This is a genomic window from Streptomyces sp. NPDC088733 (genome assembly GCF_044751185.1).
Lineage (GTDB): Bacteria > Actinomycetota > Actinomycetes > Streptomycetales > Streptomycetaceae > Actinacidiphila.
The window spans coordinates 273,008-289,246 of sequence record NZ_JBIVLH010000006.1; the positions used below are offsets into that span (position 1 = coordinate 273,008).

General features: G+C 72.7%; 14 protein-coding genes. 8 read left to right on the top strand and 6 right to left on the bottom strand.

From position 1 onward, the window contains the following. Position 1 precedes the first annotated feature (1 nt). The 4 genes from ACIP64_RS13860 to ddaH form a co-directional block, all read right to left on the bottom strand. Positions 2-1,564 carry an acyl-CoA carboxylase subunit beta gene (locus tag ACIP64_RS13860; RefSeq protein ID WP_401585332.1) on the bottom strand — a complete coding sequence of 521 codons (1,563 nt, stop codon included), beginning with the start codon at positions 1,562-1,564 and terminating at the stop codon, positions 2-4. After that, positions 1,561-2,367 (bottom strand): TIGR03084 family metal-binding protein, encoded by an 807-nt coding sequence (locus ACIP64_RS13865; protein ID WP_401585335.1) that lies wholly within the window; start codon positions 2,365-2,367, stop codon positions 1,561-1,563. The genes ACIP64_RS13860 and ACIP64_RS13865 overlap by 4 nt, the downstream gene beginning before the upstream one ends. 169 nt (positions 2,368-2,536) lie before the next feature. After that, a complete protein-coding gene (locus tag ACIP64_RS13870) occupies positions 2,537-3,502 on the bottom strand; it encodes an acyl-ACP desaturase (RefSeq protein WP_360899312.1) in 966 nt (321 codons plus the stop codon). Positions 3,503-3,590: 88 nt separating this feature from the next. Further along, positions 3,591-4,367, bottom strand: coding sequence for a dimethylargininase (ddaH, locus tag ACIP64_RS13875; RefSeq protein ID WP_401585338.1), 777 nt, complete (start codon positions 4,365-4,367; stop codon positions 3,591-3,593). A gap of 159 nt (positions 4,368-4,526) precedes the next feature. Between ddaH and ACIP64_RS13880 the strand changes: the two genes are divergently transcribed. The 5 genes from ACIP64_RS13880 to ACIP64_RS13900 all read left to right on the top strand — a co-directional run bounded on the left by ACIP64_RS13880 (position 4,527) and on the right by ACIP64_RS13900 (position 9,429). Continuing rightward, complete coding sequence (locus tag ACIP64_RS13880) at positions 4,527-6,164, top strand: ABC-F family ATP-binding cassette domain-containing protein (protein WP_401585341.1); 1,638 nt, start codon at positions 4,527-4,529, stop codon at positions 6,162-6,164. Between the two features lie 116 nt (positions 6,165-6,280). Continuing rightward, positions 6,281-6,769 carry a glutathione peroxidase gene (locus ACIP64_RS13885; protein ID WP_401585344.1) on the top strand — a complete coding sequence of 163 codons (489 nt, stop codon included), beginning with the start codon at positions 6,281-6,283 and terminating at the stop codon, positions 6,767-6,769. Further along, positions 6,769-7,524, top strand: a complete 756-nt coding sequence (locus ACIP64_RS13890; RefSeq protein ID WP_401585636.1) for a L,D-transpeptidase — start codon at positions 6,769-6,771, stop codon at positions 7,522-7,524. Before ACIP64_RS13885 ends, ACIP64_RS13890 begins: the two co-directional genes overlap by 1 nt. A gap of 106 nt (positions 7,525-7,630) precedes the next feature. Next, positions 7,631-8,233: a TetR/AcrR family transcriptional regulator gene (locus ACIP64_RS13895; protein WP_401585347.1), complete on the top strand. Its 603-nt coding sequence runs from the start codon at positions 7,631-7,633 to the stop codon at positions 8,231-8,233. Then, positions 8,230-9,429 carry a GDSL-type esterase/lipase family protein gene (locus tag ACIP64_RS13900; RefSeq protein WP_401585349.1) on the top strand — a complete coding sequence of 400 codons (1,200 nt, stop codon included), beginning with the start codon at positions 8,230-8,232 and terminating at the stop codon, positions 9,427-9,429. The genes ACIP64_RS13895 and ACIP64_RS13900 overlap by 4 nt, the downstream gene beginning before the upstream one ends. A 38-nt stretch (positions 9,430-9,467) precedes the next feature. Here the strand turns inward: ACIP64_RS13900 and ACIP64_RS13905 are convergent, their stop codons facing one another. Beyond that, the gene (locus tag ACIP64_RS13905) at positions 9,468-10,670 is read right to left on the bottom strand and encodes an RNA-guided endonuclease InsQ/TnpB family protein (RefSeq protein WP_401585352.1); all 1,203 of its coding nucleotides are present in this window, start codon (positions 10,668-10,670) and stop codon (positions 9,468-9,470) included. 92 nt (positions 10,671-10,762) lie between these two features. Here ACIP64_RS13905 and ACIP64_RS13910 point away from each other — a divergent pair, with 92 nt between their 5' ends. Beyond that, entirely contained in the window at positions 10,763-12,817 is a 2,055-nt protein-coding gene (locus ACIP64_RS13910; protein WP_401585355.1) for an FUSC family protein, read from the top strand. A 94-nt stretch (positions 12,818-12,911) separates the two neighbouring features. Continuing rightward, the gene (locus ACIP64_RS13915; RefSeq protein ID WP_401585358.1) at positions 12,912-13,826 is read left to right on the top strand and encodes a DMT family transporter; all 915 of its coding nucleotides are present in this window, start codon (positions 12,912-12,914) and stop codon (positions 13,824-13,826) included. Here the strand turns inward: ACIP64_RS13915 and ACIP64_RS13920 are convergent, their stop codons facing one another. After that, positions 13,827-14,738, bottom strand: a complete 912-nt coding sequence (locus ACIP64_RS13920; protein WP_401585361.1) for a LysR family transcriptional regulator — start codon at positions 14,736-14,738, stop codon at positions 13,827-13,829. It abuts the gene before it with no gap. Positions 14,739-14,831: 93 nt separating this feature from the next. Between ACIP64_RS13920 and ACIP64_RS13925 the strand changes: the two genes are divergently transcribed. Beyond that, the gene (locus ACIP64_RS13925; protein WP_401585364.1) at positions 14,832-15,758 is read left to right on the top strand and encodes an EamA family transporter; all 927 of its coding nucleotides are present in this window, start codon (positions 14,832-14,834) and stop codon (positions 15,756-15,758) included. Positions 15,759-16,239 lie beyond the last annotated feature (481 nt).

A 16,239-nucleotide genomic window follows, 5' to 3' on the forward strand; every position in this document is an offset into this window, starting at 1 on the left:
CTCACATCCGGAAGACGCCGAAGCCGCCGCGCGCGCCCTCGACGGGTGCGCTGTGGATCGCCGACAGGCACATGCCGAGCACCGTGCGCGTGTCGCGCGGGTCGATCACCCCGTCGTCGTACAGCCGCCCCGACAGGAACATCGGCAGGGACTCGGACTCGATCTGCTGCTCCACCATGGCGCGCAGGCCCGCGTCGGCCTCCTCGTCGAAGGGCAGGCCCCTGGCCGCCGCCGACTGCCGTGCCACGATCGACAGCACGCCCGCGAGCTGCTGCGGACCCATGACGGCCGACTTCGCGCTCGGCCAGGCGAACAGGAAGCGCGGGTCGTAGGCGCGGCCGCACATGCCGTAGTGCCCGGCGCCGTAACTGGCGCCCATGAGCACGGAGATGTGCGGGACCCGCGAATTGGACACCGCGTTGATCATCATCGCGCCGTGCTTGATGATGCCGCCCTGCTCGTACTCGCGGCCCACCATGTAGCCGGTGGTGTTGTGCAGGAACAGCAGCGGGATGTCGCGCTGATTGGCGAGCTGGATGAACTGCGCCGCCTTCTGCGACTCCGCGCTGAACAGCACCCCTTGTGCGTTGGCGAGGATGCCGACGCGATAGCCGTGCACCTGGGCCCAGCCGGTGACCAGGCTCGTCCCGTACAGCGGCTTGAACTCGTCGAACAGGGAACCGTCGACGACGCGGGCGACGACCTCGCGGGGGTCGAAGGGGGTCTTGAGGTCACCGGGGACGATGTCCAGCAGTTCGTCCTCGTCGTGCAGCGGCGGGTCGTAGGCGGCCTCCGGCGCCGGGCCCTGCTTGCGCCAGCCCAGCCGGGCCACGACCCGGCGGGCGGTGCGCAGCGCGTCCGGCTCGTCCAGGGCGAAGTAGTCGGCCAGCCCGGAGACCCGGGCGTGCATGTCGGCGCCGCCCAGCGACTCGTCGTCGCTCTCCTCGCCGGTCGCCATCCTCACCAGCGGCGGGCCGCCGAGGAACACCTTGGAGCGCTCCTTGACCATGACGACGTGGTCGGACATGCCGGGCACATAGGCGCCGCCCGCGGTCGAGTTGCCGAACACGACGGCCACGGTGGGGATGCCGGCCGCCGACAGCCGCGTGAGGTCGCGGAAGAGCGCGCCGCCCGGAATGAAGATCTCCTTCTGGCTGGGCAGGTCCGCCCCGCCCGACTCCACCAGGTTGACCAGGGGCAGCCGGTTGGCGAGCGCGATCTCATTGGCGCGCAGCGCCTTCTTGAGCGTCCACGGGTTGCTCGCGCCGCCGCGCACCGTCGGGTCGTTGGCGGTGATCACGCACTCGGTGCCCTCGACGACGCCGATGCCGGTGACCAGCGAGGCGCCGACGGGGTAGTCGCTGCCCCACGCCGCCAGCGGCGACAGCTCCAGGAACGGCGTGTCCGGGTCGAGGAGCAGCTCCACCCGCTCGCGGGCGGTCAGCTTGCCCCGGCCGCGGTGCCGTTCCACGTACTTGGGGCCGCCGCCGGCGAGCGCCTTCTCGTGCTCGGCCTCGACCCCGGCGAGGCGCTCCAGCATGATCGCCCGATTGTCCCCGGTCATTTCGTCGCCCCCTGCCGCGGATCGCGCGGCTTGCGTCCTTCGCCGGGCGGCCCGGCGAAGGCCTGCGCGATGTCCAGCCAGCGGTCGGCATCGGCGCCTTCCGCCCGCAGCGCCAGGTCGTCGCGGTGCCGGCGCCGGGTGGCCAGCAGGCACAGGTCGAGGGCGGGGCCGCTCACGCGCTGGACGGCGTCCTCGGGCCCGAACGTCCACAAGGTGCCGTCCGGGGCGGTCAGTTCCACCCGGAACTCCTCGGCGGGCGGCGTGAGCCCGTTGACGGCGTGGGCGTAGTCCCTGGCCCGTACCGCGATCCGTGCCACGTGCCGCAGCCGCGCCGTGGGCTTCCGGCGCACCCCGAGGGCGTCCGCGACGTCCTCGCCGTGCGCCCAGCTCTCCATCAGCCGGGCCGAGGCCATCGAGGCCACCCCCATGGGCGGCCCGAACCAGGGGAGGCGCGCGCCGGGCGGCTGTGCCCGCAGGGCTTCCTGGAGGGCGCTCCGGCCGGCGCGCCAGCGCTCCAGCAGCTCGGCGGGCGGCAGCGCCGCGCCCTCCTCCGCGCCTTCGTCGACGAAGGTGTCGATCGCGGACGCGGCCTTGCCGACCTCGGCCCCGAAGCCGGCCGGATCGGTCGCGGCGAGCAGCGCCTGCCGGTCCGTCCAGGCCAGGTGCGCGATCTGATGGGCGACGGTCCAGCCGGGAGCGGGTGTGGGCGTGGCCCAGGCGGACGCCTCCAGCGGGGCCACGAGGGCGTCCAGACCCTCGCTCTCGTCCCGCAGGTCGTCCAGTACGGGTGTGGGGTCGGACACGGGTCCCCCTGGTTGACGCGGCGTCAGCGAAGCCGTGGTGCGTCACAGGCTGGCACCGTCCGCAGAAACAATCAAGCGTGCTTGCATGATTTTCTGACGGGGGCAGCCGGAAAGGGAACGGGGCCGCCCCGCACGACGGCGGGACGGCCCCGGGGAGCGGGACGCGGGGCTAGGCGCGGGCGGCCCGCCGCGCCAGGAGGGCGTCACGGCGCTCCTCGAACTTGCGGGCCTGGCAGTCCAGCTCGCCCATGAAGAAGCCCAGTTCCTCCTGCGCCTTCAGGCCCTCCGGGCCCAGCCCCGCGACCTCCAGCACCTTCAGGTGCCGCAGCACGGGCTGCAGGACGTCGTCGTGGTGGATGCGCAGGTTGTAGACACCGCCGATCGCGATCCGCGCCGCCGACCGCTCGAAGCCGGGCATGCCGTGGCCCGGCATGCGGAAGCCGACCACCACGTCGCGGATCGCCCGCATCGCCTGGTCCGGCGCCAACTGCAGGGCGGCCGCGAGCAGGTTGCGGTAGAAGACCATGTGCAGGTTCTCGTCGGTCGCGATGCGCGCCAGCATGCGTTCGCACATCGGGTCACCGGACTCCCGGCCGGTGTTGCGGTGCGAGATGCGCGTGGCCAGCTCCTGGAAGGCCACGTACGCGACCGAGTGCAGCATGCTGTGCGCGTTGTCGGACTCGAAGCCCTCCGACATGTGCTGCATGCGCAGCCGCTCCAGTTGCACCGGGTCCACGGCACGGGTCGTCAGCAGGTAGTCCCGCATGACGATCGCGTGCCGGCCCTCCTCGGCGGTCCAGCGGTGCACCCAGGTGCCCCAGGCGCCCTCGCGGCCGAAGAGCGTGGCGATCTCGTGGTGGTAGCTCGGCAGGTTGTCCTCGGTCAGCAGATTGACCACCAGCGATATCCGGCCGATCTCGGTGACCTTCGACTGCTGCGGCTCCCAGGCCTCGCCGCCCATGACCCCGTCGTAGTCCCGGCCCTGACTCCACGGCACGTACTCGTGGGGCATCCATTCCTTGGCCGCCTTCAGATGCCGGTTCAGCTCGGTCTCGACGACCTCTTCGAGGGCGTAGAGCAGCCGGGTGTCACTCCACACGTCCGATCCGGTGTTCTGGGGCGGGGCAATGGTCACGCTGCGCTCCTGGCGGTTTGCTGAGGGTACCTACGGAATCGTAAGTTACGAAACCGTAGGTTACGCGCCGCCCACATGGCAACCCGCCCTACGTGTCCACTCCCCGAACCCGCACCGAGAGGCAGGTCACGCAGCCCTCGAGCTTTTCGAACTCCCCTATGTCGACAAGTACGGGCGTATAGCCCATTGCGGCGAAAATCTCCGCGCTGCGCGGCGCGCTCGCCGCCATCAGCAGCTTCCCGTCTCCCAGAAGCACCACATGGGAGCCCGATTCCTCCGGGACCGGAAGGAAGTGCGGGAACACCTCGGGCGCGTCCACCAGCGGCGGATGGCCCACGACCGTGCCGTCCGGGAGCGCGGTGACGGCCGACTTCAGATGCAGCACCTTGGTGACGGGTACCGCCACCACCCTTGCCCCCAGCGGCTCGAACGCGGCGCGCAGTTGGCGCACGCCTTCCGCGTTCGTCCGGCCCCCGGTACCCACGTAGACCGTGTCCCCCGTCTTGAGGACGTCGCCCCCCTCCAGGGTGCCCGGCGCCCGCACCTTGGTGACGGACATTCCGAGCCCCGCCACGACCTCCTCGGCCCCCGGCGTCTCCGGGCGGCGCGGCAGCGCGCCCGGCCGCGCGATGAGCGCCGCGTCGCGGAACAGCACCATGGTGTCCTCCACGAACACCGCGTCCGGGCACGCGTCCGCCGGCGGGACCTCCACGGTCTCCCACCCGTGCGCCCGCAGCGCCGCCCCGTACGCCTCCCACTGGCGCAGGGCCCGTTCCCCGTCCACCGGCGACCGTTCCACGTGCGTCACGATCCCCTCCGCCAGACGCGGACCCGGACGCCGTACAAGTGCCCTGCGGTGCGGCATGGTGAGTCTCCCCTCGCGGTGGCAGCGGCTTACCGAAGGTGATGCTCCCTCACCCGGCGTCGCCCGCCCAGGGCGGGCGGACGGGTCGCGCCGGCGGATCCGCCGCCCCGGACGCGGCCGGCCGGGACGGACACGGGGGGCGATAGCATCGGCGGTCTGATGAGTGCCACTCTTGTCGTCAAAGACCTCGCCGCAGGCCACGGGGACCGCGTCCTCTTCTCGGGCCTGGACCTCGTCGTCGCGCCCGGCGACGTGATCGGGCTCGTCGGTGCCAACGGCGCCGGCAAGTCGACGCTGCTGCGTCTGCTGGCGGGCCTGAGCGCGCCCGAGGACGGGCAGTTGCGGCTGAACCCGCCCACCGCCACCGTGGGCCATCTGCCGCAGGAGCCCGAACGGCGGGCCGACGAGACGGTACGGGACTTCCTGGGGCGCCGCACCGGGGTCGCCGCCGCACAGGCCGCCCTGGACGCCGCGACCCAGGCGCTGATGGACGAGGCACCGGGCTCCGACGACGCCTACGCCGACGGCCTGGAGCGCTGGCTGGCCCTCGGCGGGGCGGACCTGGACGAGCGGGCCGAGGAAGTGGCCGCCTCACTGGGCCTGACCGTCGGCCTCGACCTGCCGATGACGGCACTGTCCGGCGGCCAGGCCGCCCGCGCGGGCCTCGCGTCGCTCCTGCTGAGCCGCTACGACGTCTTCCTCCTCGACGAGCCGACCAACGACCTCGACCTGGACGGCCTGGAGCGCCTGGAGGCGTTCGTCACGGGCCTGAAAGCCGGCACCGTCGTGGTCAGCCACGACCGCGAGTTCCTCGCCCGCACCGTCAACCGGGTCGTGGAACTCGACCTCGCGCAGCAGCAGGTCAACACCTATGGCGGCGGCTATGCCTCCTACCTGGAGGAACGGGAGACCGCCCGCCGGCACGCCCGCGAGGAGTACGAGGAGTACGCCGACACCAAGGCGAGCCTGGAGGCTCGCGGGCGCATGCAGCGCAACTGGATGGAGCACGGCGTCCGCAACGCCCGGCGCAAGGCGACCGACAACGACAAGATCAGCCGCAAGCTGCGTACGGAGTCCACGGAGAAGCAGGCCGCCAAGGCGCGGCAGACCCAGCGCATGATCGAGCGCCTGGACGTGGTCGAGGAGCCCCGCAAGGAGTGGGAGCTGCGCATGGAGATCGCCGCCGCCCCGCGCGCCGGCGCGGTCGTGGCGACGCTGCGCGGCGCCGAGGTGCGCCGCGGGGACTTCACCCTCGGTCCCGTCGACCTCCAGATCGACTGGGCGGACCGGGTCGCCATCACCGGTGCCAACGGCTCCGGCAAGTCGACGCTGCTCGCCGCGCTCCTCGGACGCCTGCCACTGGACGCGGGGGCGGCCTCCCTCGGCCCCGGAGTCGTCGTCGGCGAGGTCGACCAGGCGCGCAAGCTCTTCTACGGCGACCAGGCCCTGCTGGACGCCTTCGGCGCCGAGGTGCCCGACATGCCGCCCGCCGATGTGCGCACGCTGCTGGCGAAGTTCGGCCTGAAGGCCGCCCATGTGATGCGTTCCGCCGCCACCCTCTCCCCGGGCGAGCGCACCCGGGCCGCGCTGGCCCTGCTCCAGGGCCGCGGCGTCAACCTGCTCGTCCTGGACGAGCCGACCAACCACCTCGACCTGCCCGCCATCGAGCAGCTGGAGTCGGCGCTCGCCTCGTACAACGGCACCCTGCTGCTGGTCACCCACGACCGCCGCATGCTGGAGGCCGTGCACACCACGCGCCGCATCCAGGTGGGGGCCGGACGGATCACGGAGAACTGACACCCCGCGTCGCTGCCCCGTTCCGAGGACCCTCCCGTGGGAAGATCACCGGAGCGGACGGGGTTGAATGGGCGGTCTGTGATCCCTTACCCGTCCCCCGACGAGGAGTTCGAATCGTGAGCATCTACGACATTCCGCTGCGCACGCTCTCCGGTGAGTCCGCGTCTCTCGCCGACCACGAGGGCAAGGCGCTGCTGATCGTCAACGTGGCCTCCAAGTGCGGGATGACTCCGCAGTACGAGGGCCTCGAGCGCCTGCAGAAGCGTTACGCCGACCGCGGCTTCACCGTGCTGGGCTTCCCCAGCAACCAGTTCGGCGGTCAGGAGCCGGGCACCGCCGAGGAGATCGCGACGTTCTGCTCCGCGACGTACGGCGTGAGCTTCCCGCTCTTCGAGAAGACGGACGTCAACGGCGAGGACCGGCACCCGCTCTACGCGACGCTGACCGAGACCGCCGACGCCCAGGGCGCGGCCGGCGACATCCAGTGGAACTTCGAGAAGTTCCTGATCAGTGCGGACGGCCAGGTCGTCGGCCGGTTCCGTTCGCGTACCGAGCCCGAGGCCGACGAGGTCGTGGGCGCGATCGAGGAGCACCTTCCGCGTTGATCCGAGACCGCTTCGTACGACTCGTCGTGGCGGGTTCCGCCGTGCTGGCCGCTGCGGCCGGCACGGCGGGCGCGGGCACGACCGCGCCCACGGCCATGGCCACGACCGCGGCCGAGCAGCCGCGTGTGCTCACGCTCCCCGACGACATGGTGGACACCGGCGGCGGCAGCCAGCTCATCACCGCCGTGGCACCGGACACCGGGTCGACCAGGGGCACCGTGACCTGGTGGGACCTGCGGGACGGCGTCTGGCACGCCGCGGGTTCCGCGCCCGCCCGCTTCGGTGCGGGCGGTCTCGTCGAGGGCGAGGAACGCGCCCAGAGCACCTGGACCACCCCCACCGGCCTGTACGACCTGCCGTACGCGTTCGGCATCAAGCCCGCGCCGAAGGGCACCCGGATGCCCTACCGCCCCGTCACCCGGGACTCCTACTGGTGCCAGGACAACGCTTCCTGGTCCTACAACCGGTGGGTCGAGCCGCTGCCGCCGGACTGCGCCGCCTCCGAGTCCGAGCACCTGATCAGGTACCGCAAGCCGTACGTCCACGCCTTCGTCATCGGCTTCAACTACGACGAGCCGGAACAGGAGCGCGGCGCCGGCATCTTCCTGCACGCCAACGGCCCCGGGCCCACCGCGGGCTGCGTCTCCGTGCCCGTCGAGGCCATGCGCCGCCTGCTCGTGTGGGCCGATCCGGACCGCTACCCGCACATCGCGATCGGCACGGAGTCGGGCGAGACCGCGATCACCACGTACTGACGACCGGGAACGGCCGGTGAAGCCGTTCCCCTGCTCTCCTCTGCCGACATTTGCCTAAAGGGTTTAGGTGAATGCATACTCGTTGCAGGCAGAGGAGGGTAATGTCATGGCACCACGCGCAGGACTCAGCGCCGCACGCCTGGTCCGGGCGGGAGCGGAACTGGCCGACGAGGCCGGCTTCGAGCAGGTGACGCTCTCGGCGCTCGCCAGGCGGTTCGACGTCAAGGTCGCCAGCCTGTACGCGCACCTGAAGAACTCCCACGACCTCAAGACCGGGATCGCGCTGCTCGCGCTCGAGGAGCTCGCCGACCGGGCCGCCGACGCCCTGGCGGGACGGTCCGGCAAGGAGGCGCTCGCCGCCTTCGCGGACGTCTACCGCGACTACGCCCGCGAGCACCCCGGGCGCTGGGCGGCGGCCCAGTACCGGCTCGACCCGCAGACGGCCGCCGCCAGTGCGGGCGTCCGGCACGCCCAGATGACCCGCGCCCTCCTGCGCGGCTACGACCTGGCGGAACCGGACCGGACGCACGCCGTCCGGCTGCTCGGCAGCGTCTTCAACGGCTACGTCGGCCTGGAGGCGGGCGGCGCGTTCAGTCACAGCGCCCCCGACACGCAGGAGACCTGGACGCGTGTCGTGGACGCCCTCGACGCCCTGCTGCGCAACTGGCCCGCACCCGAGAACGACCAGCCCGACAGGCAGAGGACATGAACACCGAGAACCAGTGGATCACCACCCCCGTCACCGCGGACCTCCTGCGCGGCGCCCTCGAACTGGAGCGCACCGAGCGCGGCATACTCCCGCACCGGCTGCCCGCCCGGGCCCGCGCCCAGAACACCGACCCGCAACTCGCCATGGCCGAGGCCCAGCCCGCCGGGGTCCGGCTGGTCCTGCGCACCCGGGCCACCCGCATCGAACTCGACACCGTGCCCACCAAGCGGGTCTACGCGGGCGTTCCCCCGCGCCCGGACGGCGTCTACGACCTGCTGGTCGACGGCCGTCTCACCGGCCGGGAGAGCGTCACCGGCGGCAACACCCTGACCATCGACATGACCACCGGTGCGTTCGACCACCGGACCGGCCCCGCAGGCACCCTCCGCTTCAGCGGTCTGCCCGAGGGCGACAAGGACGTCGAGATCTGGCTGCCGCACAACGAGACCACCGAACTGGTGGCGCTGCGCACCGACGCCCCCGTCGCGCCCGTACCGGACCGGGGCCGCAGGGTGTGGCTGCACCACGGCAGTTCGATCAGCCACGGCTCCGACGCCGCGGGCCCCACCGCCACCTGGCCCGCGCACGCCGCCGCCCTCGGTGGCGCGGAACTGATCAACCTCGGCTTCGGCGGCAGCGCGCTGCTCGACCCGTTCACCGCCCGCGCCCTGCGCGACACCCCCGCGGGCCTGCTCAGCGTCAAGATCGGCATCAATGTCGTCAACACCGACCTGATGCGCCTCCGCGCCTTCGGCCCCGCCGTCCACGGCTTCCTCGACACCGTCCGCGAAGGCCACCCCACCGCACCGCTCCTGGTGGTCTCGCCCGTCCTGTGCCCCATCCACGAGGACACCCCCGGCCCCACCGCCCTCGACCCCGCCTCCCTTGCCACGGGACAGCCGCGCTTCCGGGCCACCGGCGACCCGGCGGAGCGTGCGAACGGCAAGCTGACGCTCAACGCGGTCCGCGAGGAACTGGCCAGGATCGTCCGGCAGCGGTCGGCGGAGGACCCGAACCTGTACTACCTCGACGGCCGCGCGCTCTACGGCGCCGACGACTACGCCGAGCTGCCGCTCCCCGACGAACTCCACCCGGACGCCGCCGCGCACCTGCGCATCGGCGAGCGCTTCGCGGCCCACACCTTCGCCGCCGGCGGTCCCTTCGCCCTCCCCGAGGGCGCGCCGGACCAGGCATGACGCCATTGACCGGGCCGCCGGGCCGCAATCACGGACAGCTACGCTGAAGAGGGTCGAAGAAGGACGAAGCGCTCATTGACATCCTCCCCGCCCTGAGGGGTGGGGATTCCTGGCTCACGTGGGCTGGGGACCTGCGGTCCGTCAGCTCTTGCACGATCGGCACCAGCCGGGTTGAGACCAGCCCGGACCAGCATCACGCGGGCGGAGTTCTTGTCCCTGGGCGAGACGGCTCCGCACGGGGTGCAGGTGTAGGTACGTTCCGAAAGAGGAAGTGCGTGCTTGGTTCTCGCTCCGCACGATGCGCAGTCCATGGTGGTGTGCGCGGGATGCACCAGGCGGACGTCCCGCCCGTGCTTGCGGCCCATCTCGACCAGCGCCGCCTTCGTGGCCCCGATCGCCGCGTCCGCCGCCTTACGGGCCATCGTGGTCCGGCTGAGGAACTTGGGCCGGAAGTCCTCGACCGCAATCGCGTCATGGTCACGGACGACCTGCTTGGCCCACTTACGACCCGTGTCCTGCCGTTGCCGGGCGATCTTCTTCGACACCTTCGCCGCGGCGGTCCTGCCGTGCTGGGCGTGGGGCAGGTCGTGAACGTCGCTGGTCGTCGTCGCGGTCTCGGCAACGCCCCAGTCGATACCGATCACCGCTCCCGTCGGAGGCAGCGGCTCAAGGGCAGTGGTCACGACGAAGCTGGCGTACCAGTGGCCGAGGCTGTCCCGGTGGACGTGCACCGACGTCGGGGCGGCGGGCAGGTCGCGGGACCACACCACCGTCAGCACGATGCCGCCCGCCAGGTGCAGGCGCCCGTCCTTGAGCCGGAAACCCCGGGTGGTGTAGTTCAGCGTCGGGGCAGCCTCGCGTTTGCGCTTGACGCGGGGCATCCCGGCCCGCTGTCGCATCGGCAGCCGCGCCGTGATGTCCTTCAGGGCCTTGGCGCGGGCCTTGCCGAAGTCCGGGATCGTCTGCTGCTGCGCAACGGAACTGCCGTCGCGCAGCCACGCCATCGACCGCCGGGCCTCGGTCAGCATTTTGTCGAGCTGCGCCGGGCCGCACGTGGTTTTCTGCTCGGAGGTCCGGTTCAGGGCGTGGATCTTGCGGGACACGGCCACGCACTCGTTCCACACCCACCGGCACCGCGCCCACTCCGCCTCCAGACCGGCACGCGCGGTGGACGACACCCGCAGCCGGAAGGTGTACCAGGCATGCCCGGACCCCTCCTCGACCGTCACTGTCGCCGTCATGCCACGGAACGTAACAGTCCCCACTGACAACGAAAGAGAGTGCAGGTCAGAACAGATGCGCAGCCAACTCCGCCGCTTCGCGGCTCTGGCCCATGACCCCATTCCTCTCCGGCCTGAAGGCCGGGACCTCCTGGGAGAAATCAGGTGAGGATGCCGTGCTGGTGAGTGGCCCCGGCCGCCGCGTCGTCCTGCCCTCGTGGCTGGCCCACCCGCTGCGCTTCCAGCGCGGGCCCGTCCCGTGGCCGGCGGTGCTGCGCGGGGCCCTGTCCGCGGGACCCGTGATGGCGATCGGGGTGGCCCAGGGGTGGATCGAGTTCGCGGTGCTGGCCGGGTTCGGGACGCTGTTCGCGGGCTTCAACGACCTGCCGGGGACGCGCCGGACCGGCGCCGTCTACATCGGTCTTCCCGTGCTCGTCGGGGCGCTCGGGCTGCTGATCGGGGCGGCGACCGCCGACGCCGTCCCCAGCGGCTGGTGGGTGCTGCCCCTGCTGTTCGCCGTCGGACTGGCTTCGGGTGCCGTGAGCACCGTGGGCCCGGTCTGCTCACGGACCGGGATGCAGACCCTGTGCCTCATGGTGATCGGGACCGGAGTCCCGCTGCCCGGCACGCCCTGGCTGAAAGCGCTGTTCTTCCTCGTGGGCGCGGTCTGGCTGCTCCTGCTGCGGCTCGTGCTGCGGACCCCGCGGCCGGTCGGCGGCGGTCTGGCCGGTGAACAGGCCGCGCTGGCCGGAGTCTTCGACGCTCTCGTCGGCGCCCTGGAAGCCGTGGGCGGGCCCGGGGCCGAGGCCGCACGGCGCCGGCTGACCGCGGCGATGGACCGCGGCGACGAAGCCCTGCGCCTGCGCCGCCTGTTCCGCCGGCTGGCGCACCGTTCCACGCGCCCCGGCGAACTACTCCTGGCCGAACGGTTCGCGGCCGCCACGGCACTGTGCGAGGCGAGCACCGCCCTGCTGTGGGAGGCGCACCCACTGCCGCCGAACGTCGCGGAGGGCCCCCGTCGCCTCGCGGCCGCACTGCGCGCCGGCGAACCGCCGGGGCCGCTCCCCGCCCCCGGAGGGGACACCCCGGCCCGCGCCGCGTTCGACCACGCGCTCCAGTACGCCGCCGCGGTCTTCGCCCGTACGGTCCCCGGCGTGACCAGCGCCGAGGAGGTGGCACCGCTCCCCGCCCCGGGAACCGTCCCCACCATGCGGCGCCGCGTCCTCGGGCCGGCGGGGCGCGAGTACGGGCTGCGCGTCGCGGTGTGCGTGACGGCGAGTGCCGCCGTGGCCCTCGCCATGCGGGCGGACCACTGGTACTGGCTGCCGCTCACCGCCGTCTTCCTGGTGAAGCCCGACATCGGCCCGCTGTTCTCCCGCGTCGTCAACCGCTTCGTCGGGACCGCGGTCGGAGTCGTCGTCTTCGGCGGCCTGGCCGCGATCTGGGGCGGCGGAGGCGTGTGGTGGACGGTGGTCTGCGCCGCCGTCGCGGGCGCGCTCCTGCCCGTCTCCTTCCGGCACTTCGGCCTGCAGACCTCGGTGGTCACTCTGATGGTGCTGCCCTTCGTCTGGGTGGGCGGCGACACCCAGGCGGCCGGCGACCGCCTGCTGGACACCGCGACGGCCTGCGCGATCGTGCTCGTCGTCGGCCACCTGCCGGGGTTCACCGATCCCACCGCGCGGGTGGCCCACCTGATGGCCGAGGCGCTGCGGCGTACCCGGGAGTACCTGGCCCACGTCCTCACCACCCCCGCCGGCGGGCGCCCCGGGGACCGCATGGTGCTGCGCCGCGCCGCCTACAGCTCCCTGGCCGAGGCGCGGTCCGCCGCCGAGACCGTCGCCGCGGAACTGCCCTGGGGCCGCGGTCCCCACACCGACTGGTTCCGCGTCGTCGCCGCCTCCGAGCGGATCGTGGACGCCGTCACCGCCTGCGCGGTCCGTGTCGAGCAGGGCGCGGAACGCCCCTCGCGCGAGGAGGGCGCCGGGGTCGTCCAGGCCCTGGACGCGCTCGCGGACTCCCTGGACGGCCGAACGCCGGCCACCGTCCGGCCGGAGCTCCGGCAGACCCCTTCCTGCGCGTCTCTCGCCGACGTCGTGGCCGAGCTGCGGCACATCCAGGTCTTCACCGGCGCCCTCACCGCGGGATCCCGTACCGCCCGTACCACATAGCCGCCGGGGCCGGAGCCGTCGCGTGCATTCGTCGCGATCAACCCGGTGGAGCGGCTATGGTCGGGCCAGTCGGCGACACCGGGAGGTTGACGAGGTGGCCGTTTTCCTGCTTGGGGTGGGTGCAGCGTGCTGCCTGGGCTTCGGCTTCGTCCTCCAGCAGCTCGCCGCCCAGCGCGCCCCGCTGTCCAGCTTCCTGTCCTTCCGGCTGCTGCTGGATCTCATGCGGATGCCGCAATGGCTGCTCGGCATTTTCCTGATGATCTTCGGCATGGTGCTGAGCGCGCTCGCCCTCGCCGAGGGGGAGCTCTCCCTCGTCGAACCCCTCACCGCGACGAACCTGCTCTTCGCGATGGCACTGTCGCGCCATCTGACCGGCCAGAGACTCGGCCGGCACGGCTGGTCGGGCGTGGGCTTACTGGCGCTGGGCGTCACCGCCTTCATCGCGGCCGGACGGCCCACCGGCGGCGGCCAGGTCGGCGGCCCCTTGCGGCACTGGCTGGTCATCGGCATCGTCATGGGCATCGCGCTGCTGCTGGTCGCCTGCGCGAGGCGGCTGCGCCCGTCGCCGGAAGCCACCGTCATCGCGCTCGCCGCGGGCCTGCTCTACGGGCTCCAGGACTCCCTCACGCGCACCTCGGGCCAGATCGCCGAGGCGGAGGGCATCGCGGCGCTGCTCGTGCACTGGCAGCCCTACGCCATCCTCGGCATCGGACTCACCGGCCTCGTGCTGGTCCAAAGCGCCTTCGAGACGGCTCCATTGCGCATGTCCCTGCCCGCCCTGACCGCCGCGCAGCCGCTCGCCGGCATCGCCTGCGGTGTCGGCTTCCTCGGCGACCGCCTCCGTGTCACACCCGGGGCCCTCGCCTGGGAGGCGGCGGGCCTGGTCGCCGTCACCGTCGGCGTCGTGCTGCTCGGCCGCCATCCGGCGCTGCCCTGCGCCCAGAGCGCGCGCACGGGCACCCGCCCCGACGCGACGGGCGAGGAGGAGTCGGTCCGGGCGGCCGGCTAGTCACGCCGCCAGGAGCCGGGCGACCTCCGCGAGCGGGGGCCAGGACCACTGGCCGGCACGGGCGGCGAGGAAGTGGCGGCGCGTCCCCACCAGGGGGTCGAGCGGCCGGCACACGACGTCGGCGCGCTGCCGCTCGACACCCGACTCGGCGAGGAGCGCGACCCCCAGACCGGCCCCCGCGAGCAGGTTCACCAGGTGGAGGCTGTCGACGCGGTGGACGATGCGCGGGGCGAAGCCGGCCAGGGCGCACACGCGCTGCACGAGTTCGTCGTCGTCACTGCCCCGGGAGTTGGTGATCCACCCGGCCTCCGCGAGCCGGCGCAACCCCGCCAGGGGCACCGGGCCGCCCGGCCCGGGGTCGGACGGATGGCCCGCGGGCAGCAGCAGGAGCATCGGCTGCTCTGCGAACTGCCGCACCGAAAGCCCCTTCGGCACGGTGCGCGGCACCAGGCTGTAGTCGTACACGATGCCGAGGTCGATGTCCCCGGCGAGCAGCAGCTCCAGGGTCTGCTCGGGCTCGTGCTCGTTCAGCTCCACCTCGACGCGCGGGTACCGCTCGCGCAACCGGAGCAGGGCCGGCATCACGGCGGCCTCGACCGCGCTGACGAAGGTCGCCATCCGCACCCGCCCCACCGGTCCGGGCTCGCCGCGCAGCTCGGCGCGTGCCTCCTCGACGAGTGCCAGGATCCCGACGGCGTGCTCGACCAGCCGCTCCCCGGCGGGGGTCAGCCGGACACGGCGGCCCACCGGCGCCAGCAGCGGCGCGCCGACCTCCTGCTCCAGCACGGCGAGGTGCTTGGAGACGGCGGACGTGCCGTACCCCGTGCGCTCGGCGACCGCCGCCATGGTGCCCAGCCGGCTGAGCTCGACCAGGAGGCGCAGTCTGCCGAGGTCGGGAAGGGACTCGATCATCCACTGATGGTAAACAATGCGTCCACCTATGACGCGTGGACAGAAACAGACGTCGGGCGCTGCAATGGACGCGTGAAGCCGCATACCTTTGCAATGCCCCGTATGCCTGGCGCGGTGCTGATCCTGGCCGCGATGACGGTGCTGCACACCGGCAGCGCCCTGACGACCGAACTCTTCGACGACGTGGGCCCGGCCGGCACCACATGGCTGCGCGCCGGATTCTCCGCGGTCCTGCTGCTGGCCTTCACCGGCCGCTCCCTGTGGGCCGCGCTGCGCGCGGCCGCACTCCGCGACCTCATCGCCGCGGCCCTGCTCGGCATGGTCAGCGGCGCCATGATGCTGCTCTTCTCCGAGGCCGCCGCCCGCATCCCGCTCGGCACGGCGACCGCCCTGGAGTTCCTCGGCCCCCTGGCCGTCGCGGTCGCCTCCCTGCGGCGGCCCCGCGAACTGGCCTGGCTGCTGCTGGCCGCGGCCGGCGTCCTCTGCCTCACCTCGCCCTGGCAGGACGGCGCCGACCTCGCCGGCGTCCTCTTCGGCATGGCCTCCGGCGCCTGCTGGGCGTTGTACGTGATCGGCACCCAGCACGTCGGCAGCCGCTTCTCCGCCACGCACGGCCTCGCCGTCTCCTTCACCGTGGCCGCGGTCTTCACCGCGCCCTTCGGCGCCCCCGGCGTGGTGGCGGGCGGCACATTCCAGGTCGTCGCGGCGGTGGCGGGAATCGCCGTGCTGATGCCGCTGGTGCCGTTCCTGCTGGAAATGAAGGCGCTGCAACGCGTGGGCAAGACGGCCTACGGCACACTCGCCGGTATGGAACCCGCTGTCAGCCTGCTGGCCGCCCTGGTCCTGGTCTCGCAAGTGCCTACGGCCTTGCAGGCCGTGGGGACGGGGCTGGTGGTGGTGGCGGGCGTGGGGGCGGCACGCGGCGAGGCCCGCGGGCGGCGCGAGACCGCGCCGGTCACCATCCCCCCACCCGCGGGCGAGGCGCCCGTCCTTCCCCCTGCGGTCAGTTCCTCCCCCTGAGGACGCGCTGCGCTGGCTGCCTGGGTTTTTCCCCGCCCTCCCTCCCGATTGCCCGGCGCGGTAAGTGCGGGCCCCGCGCTGCGCGCGTTGTGGGGTCGGCGCCGCGCCGGGGTACGTCCTCAGCGCTCGCGGTTTGCCCCCACATCGTTCGGCATCGACCACGCGGTCGCCGCTCGTCGCTTCCGGGCGCACCCCGCCACACCCCCTCCTGGGCCGGTTGGGGCGACTTACGGCCGGTGGGGGTGACTGTTGGGCGGCCCCAGGCACGGTGCCGTCTCATCCACCCACCGGGGATCAGGCGCTTGCAACTACGGAGGGGGCGGGGTCGTAGGGGTGGCGTTCTGGACTGTGGAGCATATTTGGGTGCACAACCCGGAGTGCGCAGCGGAAAGTGCCTGAGGCACCTAAATGTGCTGTCCAGAATGGCAGCCCCGGAGGCCCCGGACCCGGCCCCCAACAACTGGCGTCGGGGCGCCCTGAC

Bases quoted from the DNA above. Each gene is read 5' to 3' on its own strand.
- ACIP64_RS13925 (WP_401585364.1), top strand. From the start codon at position 14,832: ATGCCCCGTATGCCTGGCGCGGTGCTGATCCTGGCCGCGATGACGGTG.
- ACIP64_RS13910 (WP_401585355.1), top strand. From the start codon at position 10,763: ATGACCCCATTCCTCTCCGGCCTGAAGGCCGGGACCTCCTGGGAGAAA.
- ACIP64_RS13920 (WP_401585361.1), bottom strand. From the start codon at position 14,738: ATGATCGAGTCCCTTCCCGACCTCGGCAGACTGCGCCTCCTGGTCGAG.
- ACIP64_RS13905 (WP_401585352.1), bottom strand. From the start codon at position 10,670: ATGACGGCGACAGTGACGGTCGAGGAGGGGTCCGGGCATGCCTGGTAC.
- ACIP64_RS13895 (WP_401585347.1), top strand. From the start codon at position 7,631: ATGGCACCACGCGCAGGACTCAGCGCCGCACGCCTGGTCCGGGCGGGA.
- ddaH (WP_401585338.1), bottom strand. From the start codon at position 4,367: ATGCCGCACCGCAGGGCACTTGTACGGCGTCCGGGTCCGCGTCTGGCG.
- ACIP64_RS13900 (WP_401585349.1), top strand. From the start codon at position 8,230: ATGAACACCGAGAACCAGTGGATCACCACCCCCGTCACCGCGGACCTC.
- ACIP64_RS13860 (WP_401585332.1), bottom strand. From the start codon at position 1,564: ATGACCGGGGACAATCGGGCGATCATGCTGGAGCGCCTCGCCGGGGTC.
- ACIP64_RS13880 (WP_401585341.1), top strand. From the start codon at position 4,527: ATGAGTGCCACTCTTGTCGTCAAAGACCTCGCCGCAGGCCACGGGGAC.